The 13,113-nt window shown below is 71.8% G+C and carries 12 protein-coding genes; all 12 read right to left on the bottom strand.

Annotated features, from left to right (window positions below; translation table 11 throughout):
* Nucleotides 1-98: 98 nt before the first annotated feature.
* Nucleotides 99-1,286: a methionine adenosyltransferase gene (metK, locus tag ACQPZZ_RS14500; protein ID WP_363636917.1), complete on the bottom strand. Its 1,188-nt coding sequence runs from the start codon at nucleotides 1,284-1,286 to the stop codon at nucleotides 99-101.
* A gap of 187 nt (nucleotides 1,287-1,473) precedes the next feature.
* Nucleotides 1,474-1,842: a hypothetical protein gene (locus ACQPZZ_RS14495; protein WP_363636919.1), complete on the bottom strand. Its 369-nt coding sequence runs from the start codon at nucleotides 1,840-1,842 to the stop codon at nucleotides 1,474-1,476.
* A 68-nt stretch (nucleotides 1,843-1,910) separates the two neighbouring features.
* Nucleotides 1,911-3,209 (bottom strand): bifunctional phosphopantothenoylcysteine decarboxylase/phosphopantothenate--cysteine ligase CoaBC, encoded by a 1,299-nt coding sequence (coaBC, locus tag ACQPZZ_RS14490; protein ID WP_432932358.1) that lies wholly within the window; start codon nucleotides 3,207-3,209, stop codon nucleotides 1,911-1,913.
* A 14-nt stretch (nucleotides 3,210-3,223) separates the two neighbouring features.
* Nucleotides 3,224-3,487: a DNA-directed RNA polymerase subunit omega gene (rpoZ, locus tag ACQPZZ_RS14485; protein WP_030508986.1), complete on the bottom strand. Its 264-nt coding sequence runs from the start codon at nucleotides 3,485-3,487 to the stop codon at nucleotides 3,224-3,226.
* 13 nt (nucleotides 3,488-3,500) lie between these two features.
* Nucleotides 3,501-4,061 (bottom strand): guanylate kinase, encoded by a 561-nt coding sequence (gene gmk / locus ACQPZZ_RS14480; RefSeq protein WP_432932356.1) that lies wholly within the window; start codon nucleotides 4,059-4,061, stop codon nucleotides 3,501-3,503.
* A gap of 122 nt (nucleotides 4,062-4,183) precedes the next feature.
* Nucleotides 4,184-4,507, bottom strand: a complete 324-nt coding sequence (mihF, locus tag ACQPZZ_RS14475; RefSeq protein WP_030450375.1) for an integration host factor, actinobacterial type — start codon at nucleotides 4,505-4,507, stop codon at nucleotides 4,184-4,186.
* 276 nt (nucleotides 4,508-4,783) lie between these two features.
* Complete coding sequence (gene pyrF / locus ACQPZZ_RS14470) at nucleotides 4,784-5,482, bottom strand: orotidine-5'-phosphate decarboxylase (RefSeq protein ID WP_432932355.1); 699 nt, start codon at nucleotides 5,480-5,482, stop codon at nucleotides 4,784-4,786.
* The gene (locus ACQPZZ_RS14465) at nucleotides 5,479-6,453 is read right to left on the bottom strand and encodes a dihydroorotate dehydrogenase (protein ID WP_363636928.1); all 975 of its coding nucleotides are present in this window, start codon (nucleotides 6,451-6,453) and stop codon (nucleotides 5,479-5,481) included. The genes pyrF and ACQPZZ_RS14465 overlap by 4 nt, the downstream gene beginning before the upstream one ends.
* A gap of 21 nt (nucleotides 6,454-6,474) precedes the next feature.
* Entirely contained in the window at nucleotides 6,475-7,332 is an 858-nt protein-coding gene (locus tag ACQPZZ_RS14460; protein ID WP_363636930.1) for a dihydroorotate dehydrogenase electron transfer subunit, read from the bottom strand.
* A 74-nt stretch (nucleotides 7,333-7,406) separates the two neighbouring features.
* Entirely contained in the window at nucleotides 7,407-10,685 is a 3,279-nt protein-coding gene (carB, locus tag ACQPZZ_RS14455) for a carbamoyl-phosphate synthase large subunit (RefSeq protein WP_432932352.1), read from the bottom strand.
* The gene (carA, locus tag ACQPZZ_RS14450) at nucleotides 10,678-11,793 is read right to left on the bottom strand and encodes a glutamine-hydrolyzing carbamoyl-phosphate synthase small subunit (RefSeq protein WP_432932350.1); all 1,116 of its coding nucleotides are present in this window, start codon (nucleotides 11,791-11,793) and stop codon (nucleotides 10,678-10,680) included. The genes carB and carA overlap by 8 nt, the downstream gene beginning before the upstream one ends.
* A complete protein-coding gene (locus ACQPZZ_RS14445; RefSeq protein ID WP_432932348.1) occupies nucleotides 11,790-13,091 on the bottom strand; it encodes a dihydroorotase in 1,302 nt (433 codons plus the stop codon). Before ACQPZZ_RS14445 ends, carA begins: the two co-directional genes overlap by 4 nt.
* Between the last annotated feature and the right edge of the window lie 22 nt (nucleotides 13,092-13,113).

Raw genomic sequence — 13,113 nt, 5'->3', positions numbered from 1 at the left:
ACGCCCGCCGTCTGTGGACGTCCGCGCACGCGCAAACGGCGCCCGCCGCGAGGGGCGGGCGCCGCCGGGGCGATGATGGGTCGCTCGTCAGGAGGGGGTCACAGGCCTGCGGCCGTACGCAGGGCGTCGGCCCGGTCCGTGGACTCCCAGGAGAAGCCCTCACGGCCGAAGTGGCCGTAGGCGGCGGTCTCGGAGTAGATCGGGCGCAGCAGGTCGAGGTCGCGGATGATCGCGGCGGGCCGCAGGTCGAAGACCTGGAGCACCGCGTCCTGGATCGCGTCGATCTGCACCTTCTCCGTGCCGAACGTCTCGACGAACAGGCCGACCGGCTGGGCCTTGCCGATGGCGTAGGCGACCTGGACCTCGCAGCGGTCGGCCAGGCCGGCCGCGACGACGTTCTTGGCGACCCAGCGCATGGCGTAGGCGGCCGAGCGGTCGACCTTGGACGGGTCCTTGCCGGAGAAGGCGCCGCCGCCGTGACGGGCCATGCCGCCGTAGGTGTCGATGATGATCTTCCGGCCGGTGAGCCCGGCGTCACCCATGGGGCCGCCGATCTCGAAACGGCCGGTCGGGTTGACCAGCAGGCGGTAACCCTCGGTCTCGATCTCCAGGTCGGCCAGCACCGGCTCGACCACGTGCTCGCGGATGTCGGGGGTCAGCATCTCGCGCAGGTCGATCTCCGGGGCGTGCTGCGTGGAGACGACCACGGTGTCGAGGCGGACCGGGCGGTCGCCGTCGTACTCGATCGTGACCTGGGTCTTGCCGTCGGGGCGCAGGTAGGGCACGGAGCCGTTCTTGCGCACCTCGGACAGGCGGCGCGCCATGCGGTGCGCGAGCTGGATCGGCAGCGGCATGAGCTCAGGGGTCTCGCGGCAGGCGTAGCCGAACATGAGGCCCTGGTCGCCGGCGCCCTGGCGGTCGAAGGCGTCGCCGCCCTCGCCCTCGCGGTGCTCGTAGGCGTCGTCCACGCCCTGCGCGATGTCCGGAGACTGCGCGCCGATCGACACCGACACGCCGCAGGAGGCGCCGTCGAAACCCTTGTGGGAGGCGTCGTACCCGATCTCGAGGATCTTCTCGCGGATCAGCGCGGGGATGTCGACGTAGGTCTCCGTCGTCACCTCGCCGGCGACGTGGACCTGGCCAGTAGTGATCAGCGTCTCGACGGCGACCCGGCTCTTGGGGTCGTCCTTAAGCATGGCGTCGAGAATCGCGTCACTGATCTGGTCGGCGATCTTGTCCGGGTGGCCCTCGGTGACCGACTCGGAGGTGAACAGGCGACGGGACAACTCAGGGCTCCTCATGCAGCGGCTGCTGACGTCCATGAGTGACCGGCGGTAGAGCCGTGCCCTACCTGCGGCCACTCGATGCTCACGCGAGTCTAGCCTTACGGGCTGCGGAGCCGCGAAGCCGTCCGGGTTACGGTCATCGGCGCAGCGGCCGGCGAGAGGACCCGACGCGTCTCCGGACACGCCGTCAAAGGTCGGGTAAGGGATCTCTGGGCAGGTCGCCGGGCGAGAAGGCCTCCGCGTCGGCCGCCGCCACCACGGCGGCGTACTCGTCGTCGACCTCCAGGGTCATGCCGCCGATTTCGATGCGCGGCCCCGATCCGAACTCGACCGGGCCGAGGCGGGTGCGGCGGGGGTAGCGGGCCCACACGCCGGACGGCTCGTTCCTGCTGAACATCTTGGTGGACAGCAGAGTGACGGAGCTGTCCGTGACCACGACGAGGAAACCGATCGTGGCGGGAGGCGGCAGCGCCACCGCGGGAAACACATAGCGGATGTCCTCGCCGGGGCCGAGCATCGCCCGGCAGCGCTCCCTGATCGTGGCGGACACCGGCATGGCGATCGCTCCCTCGACGCACGACCTACGGGGGCGGGGCGGGCGCCCGCACCGGCACCACGCGGAATTCAGGCGAGACGCTGCGCCACCAAATCCCACACTACGTCGGCGAGATCCTCTTTGGGACCCCTCGGAATCTCCACGGAGCCGCCCTCCGCCGTGAGGACGACGGCCGCGTTGTCCGGCGTGCCGAACGCCAGGTTCTCCCCGACCTGGTTCACCACGAGCAGGTCGCAGCCCTTGCGCGCCAGCTTGGCCCGGCCGTTGGCCAGAACGTCGTCGGTCTCCGCGGCGAAGCCCACGATCACCCGCGGCCCCGGCCCTGCCCCGGCCTCCTGCGCGGCGCCAGGCCCGTGTCCGGCTACGCCCCGGCGACCCGCCGGAGCCTCGGGCGCGGGCGCGTCTCCCGCGGCGTACGCCTCTCGCCTGGCCCGGCGGTTCTCCCCCAGCTCGGCCAGGATGTCGGGATTTTTCGTCAGATGGATTGGATCGGGTTCGGCGGACGACTTCTTGATCTTCGTGTCGCTCTGCCGTACGGGCCGGAAGTCCGCGACCGCGGCGGCCATCACGACCGCGTCGGCATGCCCGGCCGCGGAAAGGACCGCGTCGCGCAGCTGCCGCGCCGACTCCACCCGCACGACCTTCACGCCCGCGGGATCGGGCAGCGTCACGTTCGCCGCCACGAGCGTGACCTCCGCGCCCCGGGCGACGGCCGTACGGGCGAGGGCGTATCCCTGCAGCCCCGAGGACCGGTTGCCGATGAAACGCACGGGGTCGATCGCCTCACGGGTGCCACCGGCGGAGACGACGACGTGCCGCCCGGCCAGGTCCTCGCGCCGGCCCGCCAGCACGCGGCGGCACACCTCGAAGATCTCGGCGGGGTCGGGCAGCCGCCCCGGGCCGGTGTCGGCGCCGGTGAGCCTGCCGACGGCGGGCTCGATCACGATCGCGCCGCGCTCGCGCAGCGTCGCCACGTTCGCCCGCGTGGCCGGGTGCTCCCACATCTCGGTGTGCATCGCGGGCGCGAACACCACCGGGCAACGGGCCGTGAGCAGGGTGTTGGTGAGCAGGTCGTTGGCCATGCCGTGCGCGGCCCGGGCCAGCACGTCCGCCGTCGCCGGGGCCACGACGACCAGATCGGCCGACTGCCCGATGCGCACGTGCGGCACCTCGTGGACCGACTCCCACACCTCGGTGGTCACCGGATTGCCCGACAGCGCCGCCCAGGTCGGCTCGCCGACGAACCGCAGAGCGTCCCGGGTCGGCACGACACGCACGTCGTGTCCCGACTCGGTGAAAAGGCGGAGCAGCTCGCAGGACTTGTAGACCGCGATGCCCGCGCTCACGCCCAGCACGACAGACGTCATGACGGAGGCGGTGCTCAGCCCTCGATGGGCTCAGAGGTGAGCAGGCCCTCGGAGACCTCGCGCAGGGCGATGGACAGCGGCTTCTCCTGGGCGTGGGTCTCCACGAGGGGCCCCACGTATTCCAGCAGGCCCTCGCCGAGCTGCGAGTAGTAGGCGTTGATCTGGCGCGCCCGCTTCGCCCCCATGATCACGAGGCTGTACTTGCTGTCGACGATGTCGAGGAGCGCGTCGATCGACGGGTTGGTGATGCCTTCCGCGTAGGCGGAGCTGCTTGCCACGTCAGTGATTCCCCTAGCTAGGTGAGTTTCCCATCAAGGTTATCAGCCGGTGGCACACGTCCTTGACGGACGTGTTGACGATCGTGAGGTCGAACTCCTTTTCCGCCGCGAGCTCGATCCGGCCCGCCTCGAGACGGCGGGCGATCACGTCGGGAGGCTCGGTGCCGCGGCCGCGCAGCCGCCGCTCCAGCTCCTCCCAGCTCGGCGGGGCCAGGAACACGAGCAGGGCCTCGGGCATCGTCGTGCGCACCTGCCTGGCGCCCTGCAGGTCGATCTCGAGCAGGGTGGGGACGCCTGCCGCCAGCTTCTCCAGCACGGGCCGCCTGGGCGTGCCGTACCGGTTGCCGGCGAACTCGGCCCACTCCAGGAGCTCGCCGGAGGCGACGAGCTCGTCGAACTCGTCGTTGCCGGCGAAGAAGTACTCCACGCCGTGCCGCTCCCCCGGACGGGGCTTCCTGGTTGTCACCGAGACCGACAGCCACACCTCCGGGTGGGACCGCCGGAGCTCGGCGACGACCGTGGACTTCCCCACACCCGACGGACCGGACAGGACCGTCAGGCGCGGGCGAGGCATGGAGTCACCGCCGCGTGCCCGGAACCCGCTGGTCGCGACTGCCTCGTGGGCCCGATCTCCAGCGGACCGGGACGTGTCGGTCACTCCGTACCCCCGTGAAACTCGTTCGTACGCCGCCGAGATCAGCTCTCGGCGCCGCCGAACTCGCGCTCCAGGGAGGCGCGCTGGTTGGCGCCGAGACCCCGCACACGGCGGGATTCGGCGATACCAAGGCGCTCCATGAGCTGCTTGGCGCGGACCTTGCCGACGCCAGGGAGCGACTCCAGCAGAGCCGAGACCTTCATCTTGCCGATGACGTCGTCGGTCTGCCCATCCTTCAGCACCTCAGCCAGAGAAACCGCGCCGTGCTTGAGCCGGTTCTTGACCTCGGCACGCTCCTTGCGTGCCTTGGCAGCCTTCTCAAGAGCTGCGGCGCGCTGCTCGGGGGTCAGGGGAGGAAGAGCCACGCCGGGTCACCTCGAATTTCTTGTCGATGTACTCGGACGATGGGGGAAACTAGCTGGTCTTGGCCGTAACGGCAACGTCAAGCGGGGGTTCTGCGACTACAAAATTGATTTTACTACTTTTGGTATTCGAAAAGTTACTCTTCGTAGATCAAAACCGCCTCAGCAGGCCCGGAACCGGATGACGCTTGGTGACGGCCGCATGAGACGTTCACGGGCCGCGAAGACCCTCGCCGAGCCGTTTCCCTGACGGCTCGCGGACTCGCGTCCGGCGAGCCGTCAGGGGCTCACGCGGCGCAGCGCGGCGGCGATCCCGGCGGCGGCCGCGCCGGGGTCGGGCGCCCCGGTGATGGGCCGGCCGATCACGAGGAGGTCGGCCCCCTGGGCGATCGCGTCCTCCGGGGTGGCCACCCTCGCCTGGTCCTGGGTGTCGGCGCCGACGGGCCGTACGCCCGGAGTGATGAGCGTCACGTCCGGACCGACCTCGGCGCGTACGGCGGCGACCTCCCTGGGCGAGCAGACGAGGGCCTGCGCCCCCGCTCCGACGGCCACGGCGGCCATACGGCGCGCGGCGTCGACCGGGGGTCCCTGGATGCCGACCTCGCGGAGATCGGCCTCGGAGAGCGACGTCAGAAGCGTCACGGCCGCGATCCGTGTGCCGGGGGAGGCCTCGACGGCCGCCCGCACCATGGCGGGCCCCCCGGCGGCGTGCACGGTCAGGTAGGTGGGCTTGAGCCGGGCGACGGCCCGGGCGGCGGCGGCCACGGTGTTCGGGATGTCGTGCAGCTTGAGGTCCAGGAAGACCTGCACGCCGCTCGCGCCGCGCACCGAGGCGATCACGTCGGGCCCGTACCGCAGGTAGAGCTCCAGTCCCACCTTCACCGTGGAGACGTGCGGGGTGACCAGGCCGGCCCAGCGGGCCGCGGTCTCCAGGTCGGGCGCGTCCAGGGCGACGGCGATGGGAGCGGGCGTGGTCAAAGCGAACTCTCCTCGAGATCTGTGCGTGTTCGTGGTTGCGCGCCCGCCGGGCGGTGGGCCAGGCCCACGACGTCGGCGAGCCGGTCGAACCCGCGCTCCTGCAGGAGCTCCTCAAGCTCCCTCAGGACGCGCGGGCAGGCGTAGGGGTCGTGGAACAGCGCCGTGCCCACCGCGACGGCGCAGGCGCCCGCCAGGATGAGCTCAAGGGCGTCCCTGCCAGTCGTCACGCCGCCCATGCCCACGATGGGCACCCCGGGCAGCGCCGCGTGGACCTGCCACACGCAGCGCACCGCCAGGGGCCGTACGGCGGGGCCGGACAGGCCGCCGGTGCCGGCCGCGAGCGCGGGGCGCATCGTGTCGACGTCGATGCTCATCCCGACCGGCGTGTTGATCATCGCGAGGGCGTCGGCGCCGCCGTCGACGCACGCCCGCGCGACCGCGACGACGTCCGCCACGTCCGGCGACAGCTTGGCGATCACCGGCACCTCGTACGGCGTGGCCGCGCGCACCGACGCCACGACCTCCGCCGCGGCGGCCCCGTCACGGGCGAACACCCTGCCGCGGTCCTCGACGTTCGGGCACGACAGGTTGATCTCCACGGCGGTGATGCCGGCGGCGCCGGCCAGGCGCCGCGCCAGCGCGGTGTACTCGGTCACGGTGCCGCCGCCGATCGAGACCACCGTGCGGGCGCCCCGCTCGGCCAGCCAGGGCAGCTCGCGCTCCAGGAACGCCTCGACGCCCGGGCCCTGCAGGCCCACGGCGTTCAGCAGCCCGGAAGGGGTCTCGGCCATCCGCGGCGTCGGCCGTCCCGCGCGGGGGGCCATGGTGATCGACCGGGTGACGAACGCGCCCAGCCGGTGGACGTCGGAGAACTGGGCCAGCTCGCGGCCGGTCCCCCCGCAGCCGGAGGCGGTCAGCACCGGGTTGGGCAACTCCACATGCGCCAGATAGGTCCGGAGGTCGGCCGTCACCGCCGGTCCCCCCGTCCCGGCTCAGGCATGCCGGCCACCGGGCGCGCCGAGCGCGTCGAACGGGATGGTCCCGACGTCGTCGAACCGCACCCGCTCGCCCCGGAACACCGGGCCCTCGGTGCAGGCGCGGACCATGCGGGTCACGCCATCGTCGCCGATCACCGGCACCACGCACGTCATGCAGACGCCGATGCCGCAGGCCATGGACTCCTCCACGGCCACCTGCACGGGGATGTCGAAGTCGGCGGCGACCGCCGTGACGCCGCGCAGCATCTCCATGGGGCCGCACGCGTAGACCGCGTCGGCCCGAGCGTCGGCGATCACGCCGGGCAGCACGTCGGTCACCGTGCCGCGCATGCCGAGCGAGCCGTCCTCGGTCGTCAGCGTGGTCGTCTCGCCCATCCGGCGGGCCCGCAGCGCCCCGAAGACCCGGTCGGCCGACGGCGCCCCCAGCACGAAGTCGATGCGGCACCCCCGCTGCTGCAACGCGTCCCCCAGCGCGAACAGCGCCGCCGCGCCGTGCTCGTCGCCCACCAGCACGCAGGTGCAGGGGTCGCGCGGCAGGGGGAAGGGACGGCCGAGCGGGCCGACCAGGTCGAGCGTGTCGCGCGCCCGCAGGTCGGCGAGCCAGGCCGTCCCCGCGCCGCGAACGCCGAAGACGAGCTCCACCGTGCCACCGTAGTCCGGCTTCACGTCGTGAATCGTGAAGGCCCGCCGGGTGAGCATCGAGGAGTCGCGGCCCCCGACGGCGACCGTGACGAAATGGCCGGGCCGGAACCGGTCGGCGATGCCCGGTGCGACGACGGTCAGCGCATGGTAGGCGTCCACGCGGCGCGTCGTCAGCACCGTGCCCGTGACCTGAACCGGACTGCCGGCCACTCCCTGCTCCCTGTTCCTGGCGCCCGCTCCGCTCGCGCGGCGACGGGCGCCCAAGCCCTCCGCGTGTGTTCGGGCTAGTCTCGCAGCCTCCTGGCGTGTTCCTGGAGGGAACGCACGTCGATGTCACCCCTGGCGATGTGCAGGATGCCCTGGACGGCGGCCGCCAGGCCCTGGACGGTCGTGACGCAGGCGATGCCGCGGTTGACGGCGGCGGTGCGGATCTCGTACCCGTCCAGGCGCGGCCCGGACTGGCCGGGGCTGCCGAACGGAGTGCTCACGATGAGGTCCACCTCCCCGTCGAGGATGCGCCGCACGATCGTCGGCTCGCCGTCGGGACCGGTGCCTTCGCTGTGCTTGCGCACGATCTTGGCACGTACGCCGTTGCGGCGCAGCACCTCGGCGGTGCCCTCCGTGGCCAGGATCTCGAAACCGAGGTCCGCGAGCACCTTCACAGGGAAGATCATGGCCCGCTTGTCCTTGTTCGCGACCGAGACGAACGCCCGCCCCTTGGTCGGCAGCGAGCTGTAGACCGCCAGCTGCGACTTGGCGAAGGCCGTGCCGAAGAACTCGTCGATGCCCATGACCTCGCCGGTCGAGCGCATCTCCGGCCCGAGCACGATGTCCACGCCGCGGAACCGGTTGAACGGCAGCACCGCCTCCTTGACCGCCACCGGCGCGTCCATCGGCAGCGTGCCGCCGTCGTACCCGTCCGGCAGCATGCCCTCGGCGCGCAGCTCGGCGATCGTCGCGCCCAGCATCACCCGCGCCGCCGCCTTCGCCAGCGGCACCGCCGTGGCCTTGGACACGAACGGCACCGTACGGCTGGCCCTGGGGTTGGCCTCCAGGACGTACAGCACGTTGGAGGCCAGGGCGTACTGGACGTTCAGCAGGCCGCGCACGCCCACGCCGCGAGCGATGGCCTCGGTGGCCGCGCGGATCCGCTTGATGTCGAACCCGCCCAGCGTGATCGGGGGCAGGGCGCACGCCGAGTCGCCGGAGTGGATGCCGGCCTCCTCGATGTGCTCCATGACGCCGCCGAGGTAGAGCTCCTCGCCGTCGAACAGCGCGTCCACGTCGATCTCGATGGCGTCGTCGAGGAACCGGTCGATCAGCACCGGGTGCTCGGAGGCCGCCCTTGCCATGTAGGTCGCCAGCGTGTCCTCGTCGTACACGATGGCCATGCCCGCCCCGCCGAGCACGTACGACGGCCGTACGAGCACGGGGTAGCCGATCTCGTCGGCGACGGCCTTGGCCTCGTCCACGGTCATCGCGGTGCCGTGCTTGGGCGCGGTCAGCCCGGCCTCGGCGAGGACCCGGCCGAACGCCCCGCGGTCCTCGGCGAGGTGGATCGACTCGGGCGAGGTGCCGACCACCGGCACCCCGGCGTCCTTGAGCGCCTGCGCGAGCCCGAGCGGCGTCTGGCCGCCGAGCTGCACGATGACGCCGGCGACCGGCCCGGTCTCCTGCTCGGCGTGCACGACCTCCAGGACGTCCTCCAGCGTGAGCGGCTCGAAGTAGAGCCGGTCGGAGGTGTCGTAGTCGGTCGAGACGGTCTCGGGGTTGCAGTTGACCATGACGGTCTCGTAGCCGGCCTTGGCCAGCTCGAACGAGGCGTGCACACAGGCGTAGTCGAACTCGATGCCCTGGCCGATGCGGTTGGGCCCGCTGCCCAGGATGATCACCTTGGGCCGGTCCCCCACCGGCACCTCGGTCTCCTCGTCGTACGTGGAGTAGAGGTACGGCGTGCGCGCGGCGAACTCGGCGGCGCAGGTGTCGACGGTGTTGTAGACGGGCCGCACGCCGAGCTCGTGGCGCTCGGCCCGCACCTCGGCCTCCGGCACGCCCAGGATCTCGGCGATCTGCGCGTCACTGAAGCCGTTCCGCTTGGCCAGCTCGAGCGTGGGCCGGTCGAGCGCGGTGATCGACCGGGCGACCTCGTCGATGGCGAAGAGCTGGTCGACGAACCACGGGTCCACCTTCGTGGCCTCGTGGACCTGCTCGGGGGTGGCGCCCGCCCTGATGGCCTGCTGCATCGTGCGCAGCCGCCCGTCGTGGGGCCTGCGGCAGGCCTCCAGGAGCTCGTCCAGGTCGCCCGGCTCGCCCGCCCAGCTGAACGAGGACCCCTTCTTCTCCAGCGACCGCAGCGCCTTCTGCAGCGCCTCGGGGAACGATCGGCCGATCGCCATCGCCTCGCCGACCGACTTCATGTGGGTGGTCAGCGTCTCGTCGGCCCCGGCGAACTTCTCGAACGCGAACCTCGGCACCTTGACCACGATGTAGTCGAGCGACGGCTCGAACGACGCCGGGGTCTCCTTGGTGATGTCGTTGGGGATCTCGTCGAGGGTGTAGCCGATCGCGAGCTTGGCGGCGATCTTGGCGATCGGGAAGCCGGTGGCCTTGGACGCCAGCGCCGACGACCGCGACACACGCGGGTTCATCTCGATGACGATCATCCGGCCGGTCTGCGGGTCGACCGCGAACTGGATGTTGCAGCCGCCGGTGTCGACGCCGACCTCGCGGATGACCGCGATCGCGACGTCGCGCATGTTCTGGTACTCGCGGTCGGTCAGGGTCAGCGCGGGCGCCACGGTCACGCTGTCGCCGGTGTGGACGCCCATCGGGTCGATGTTCTCGATGGAGCACACGATGACCACGTTGTCGTTGCGGTCCCGCATGACCTCCAGCTCGTACTCCTTCCAGCCGAGGATCGACTCCTCCAGGAGGACCTCGGTGGTCGGGGACGCGTCGAGGCCGGCGCCGGCGATGCGGCGCAGCTCCTGCTCGTCGTGGGCGAAGCCGGAGCCGGCGCCGCCCATGGTGAAGCTCGGGCGGACGACGAGCGGGTAGCCCAGCACGTCGGCCCCGCGCAGGCACTCGTCCATGGTGTGGCAGATCACGCTGCGCGCCGACTCGGCGTTGAGGCCGCGCTCGGCGGCCACCTTGGCGACGATCTCCTTGAACCGCTCGCGGTTCTCCCCCGCCTGGATGGCGTCGATGTCGGCGCCGATCAGCTCGACGCCGTACTTGTCGAGCACGCCCGCCTCGTGCAGTGCCACGGCCGTGTTGAGCGCCGTCTGGCCGCCCAGCGTGGGCAGCAGCGCGTCGGGCCGCTCCTTGGCGATGATCTTCTCGACGATGTCCGGCGTGATCGGCTCGACGTAGGTGGCGTCGGCGAACTCCGGGTCCGTCATGATCGTGGCCGGGTTGCTGTTGACGAGGATGACCCGGAAGCCCTCGCTGCGCAGGACGCGGCAGGCCTGGGTGCCGGAGTAGTCGAACTCACACGCCTGTCCGATGACGATCGGGCCGGAGCCGATCACCATGACGGACCTGATGTCCGTACGCTTAGGCACCCTGGGCCCCCTTCTTCTCCATCAGCTCGCAGAACTCGTCGAACAGGTACGCGGCGTCGTGCGGGCCCGCGGCCGCCTCGGGGTGGTACTGCACGCTGAACGCCGGGCGGTCCAGCAGGCGCAGCCCTTCCACGCAGTCGTCGTTGAGGTTGACGTGGCTGACCTCCGCCGCGCCGTACGGCGTCTCGAAGGGCCCGTCCAGCGGCGCCCGCACGGCGAAACCGTGGTTGTGCGCCGAGATCTCGACCTTGCCGGTCCTTCGGTCCTGCACCGGCTGGTTCACCCCGCGGTGGCCGTACCGCAGCTTGTAGGTGCCGAGATCGAGCGCCCGGCCGAGGATCTGGTTGCCGAAGCAGATGCCGAAGAACGGCACGCTCTCGCCCAGCACCTCCCGCAGGGACTCGACCGCGTATCCGGCGGCGGCGGGGTCGCCGGGGCCGTTGGAGAAGAAGACGCCGTCGGGGTCGAGGGCGAGGATGTCGGCCGCCTTGGCGGTCGCGGGCAGCACGTGCACCTCGCAGCCCCGCTCGGACATCCGCTGCGGGGTCATGGCCTTGATGCCGAGGTCGACCGCCGCGACGGTGAAGCGCTTGCGCCCCACGGCCGGCACGACGTAGGGCTCGCCCGTGCTGACCTCGCGGGCCAGGTCCGCGCCCTCCATGCCGGGCGAGCGCCGCACCCGCTCGACCAGCTCGGCGACCTCGCCGCCCTCGCTGAAGATGCCCGCGCGCATCGCGCCGCGCTCGCGCAGGTGACGGGTGAGGGCGCGGGTGCCGGGCATCGCGATGCCGACGACGCCCTGGTCGCGCAGGTAGTCGTCGAGCGTCCTGCGGGAGCGCCAGTTCGACGGGATCCGCGACGGCTCGCGCACCACGTAGCCCGCGACCCAGACCCTGCCGGACTCCGGGTCCTCGTCGTTGACACCGGTGTTGCCGATGTGCGGCGCGGTCATCGCCACGATCTGGCGGTGATAGGAGGGGTCGGTGAGCGTCTCCTGGTAGCCGGTCATGCCGGTGTTGAAGACCATTTCGCCGAACGTCTCGCCAACGGCGCCGTACGGCGTTCCCTCGAAGACGCGTCCGTCCTCGAGCACGAGCAGGGCTGTCATACGAGCTTCCCTTCGAGAACGGTGGGACGGCCGCGCAGGAAGGTGGCGACGACGCGGCCGGGCAGGGTCAGTCCCTCGTAGGGGGTGTTGCGGCTCCTCGACGCCATCGCCGCCGGGTCCACGGGCTGCCGGACCGACGGGTCGTACAGCGTGATGTTGGCGGGGACGCCGGGCTCGATCGGGTGGCCGTGCCCGGCCAGCCGGCCGATCCTGGCCGGCCGCGCGGACATGCGGTCGGCGACGCCGGCCCAGTCGAGCAGCCCGGTCTCGACCATGGCCTCCTGGACCACGGACAGGGCCGTCTCCAGGCCGATCATCCCCATGGCCGCCGCGGCCCACTCGGTCTCCTTGTCCTCGACCGGGTGAGGCGCGTGGTCGGTGGCCACGCAGTCGATCGTGCCGTCGGCCAGCGCCTCGCGCAGCGCCCGCACGTCCTCGTCGGTGCGCAGCGGCGGGTTGACCTTGTAGATCGGGTTGTACGGCCCGAGCGGCGAGCTCTCCGCGCAGGAGTCGGTCAGCAGCAGGTGGTGCGGGGTGACCTCGGCGGTCACGTCCCAGCCCTTCGACTTGGCCCAGCGGATGATCTCGACGGACCCGGCGGTGGAGACGTGGCAGACGTGCAGCCGGGACCCGACGTGCGCGGCGAGCAGGCAGTCACGGGCGATGATCGCCTCCTCGGCGACCGCCGGCCAGCCGGTCAGTCCGAGCCTGCCCGACACCGCGCCCTCGTTGAGCTGGGCGCCCTCGGTCAGCCGCGGCTCCTGGGCGTGCTGGGCGATGACGCCGTCGAACGCCTTGACGTACTCCAGCGCCCGGCGCATCAGCACGGCGTCCGACACGCACTTGCCGTCGTCGGAGAAGACCCGCACGCGGGCCGCGGAGTCGGCCATCGCGCCGAGCTCGGCGAGCTGGCGGCCCTCCAGGCCGGAGGTCACCGCGCCCACGGGCTGGACGTCGCAGTGGCCGTGCTGGCGGCCCAGCCGCCAGACCTGCTCCACGACGCCGGCGGTGTCGGCGACCGGGGAGGTGTTGGCCATGGCGTGGACGGCGGTGTATCCGCCGCGCGCCGCGGCCTGGGTGCCGGTCTCGACGGTCTCCGCGTCCTCCCGGCCCGGCTCGCGCAGGTGGGTGTGCAGGTCCACCAGGCCGGGCAGGGCGATCAGCCCGTCGGCGTCGATCGTCTGGTCCGCCCGCGTGCCCGCGAGGCCGCCCGTCTCCGCCACGGCGCCGTCGCGCAGCAGGATGTCGCTCGGGGCGCCGCCCAGGATCCGGGCGCCCCTGATGAGGATGGTGGTCACAGTCTCCTCGTGAAGGTCGTAC

The organism is Microbispora sp. CA-135349, from assembly GCF_050947365.1.
In the GTDB taxonomy this organism is placed as follows: domain Bacteria; phylum Actinomycetota; class Actinomycetes; order Streptosporangiales; family Streptosporangiaceae; genus Microbispora.
Note: the sequence above shows the minus strand (reverse complement) of the source record. Positions and strands in the feature narration are given on the sequence as shown.

Bases quoted from the DNA above. Each gene is read 5' to 3' on its own strand.
- ACQPZZ_RS14495 (WP_363636919.1), bottom strand. From the start codon at position 1,842: ATGCCGGTGTCCGCCACGATCAGGGAGCGCTGCCGGGCGATGCTCGGC.
- carA (WP_432932350.1), bottom strand. From the start codon at position 11,793: ATGACAGCCCTGCTCGTGCTCGAGGACGGACGCGTCTTCGAGGGAACG.
- coaBC (WP_432932358.1), bottom strand. From the start codon at position 3,209: ATGACGTCTGTCGTGCTGGGCGTGAGCGCGGGCATCGCGGTCTACAAG.
- gmk (WP_432932356.1), bottom strand. From the start codon at position 4,061: ATGCCTCGCCCGCGCCTGACGGTCCTGTCCGGTCCGTCGGGTGTGGGG.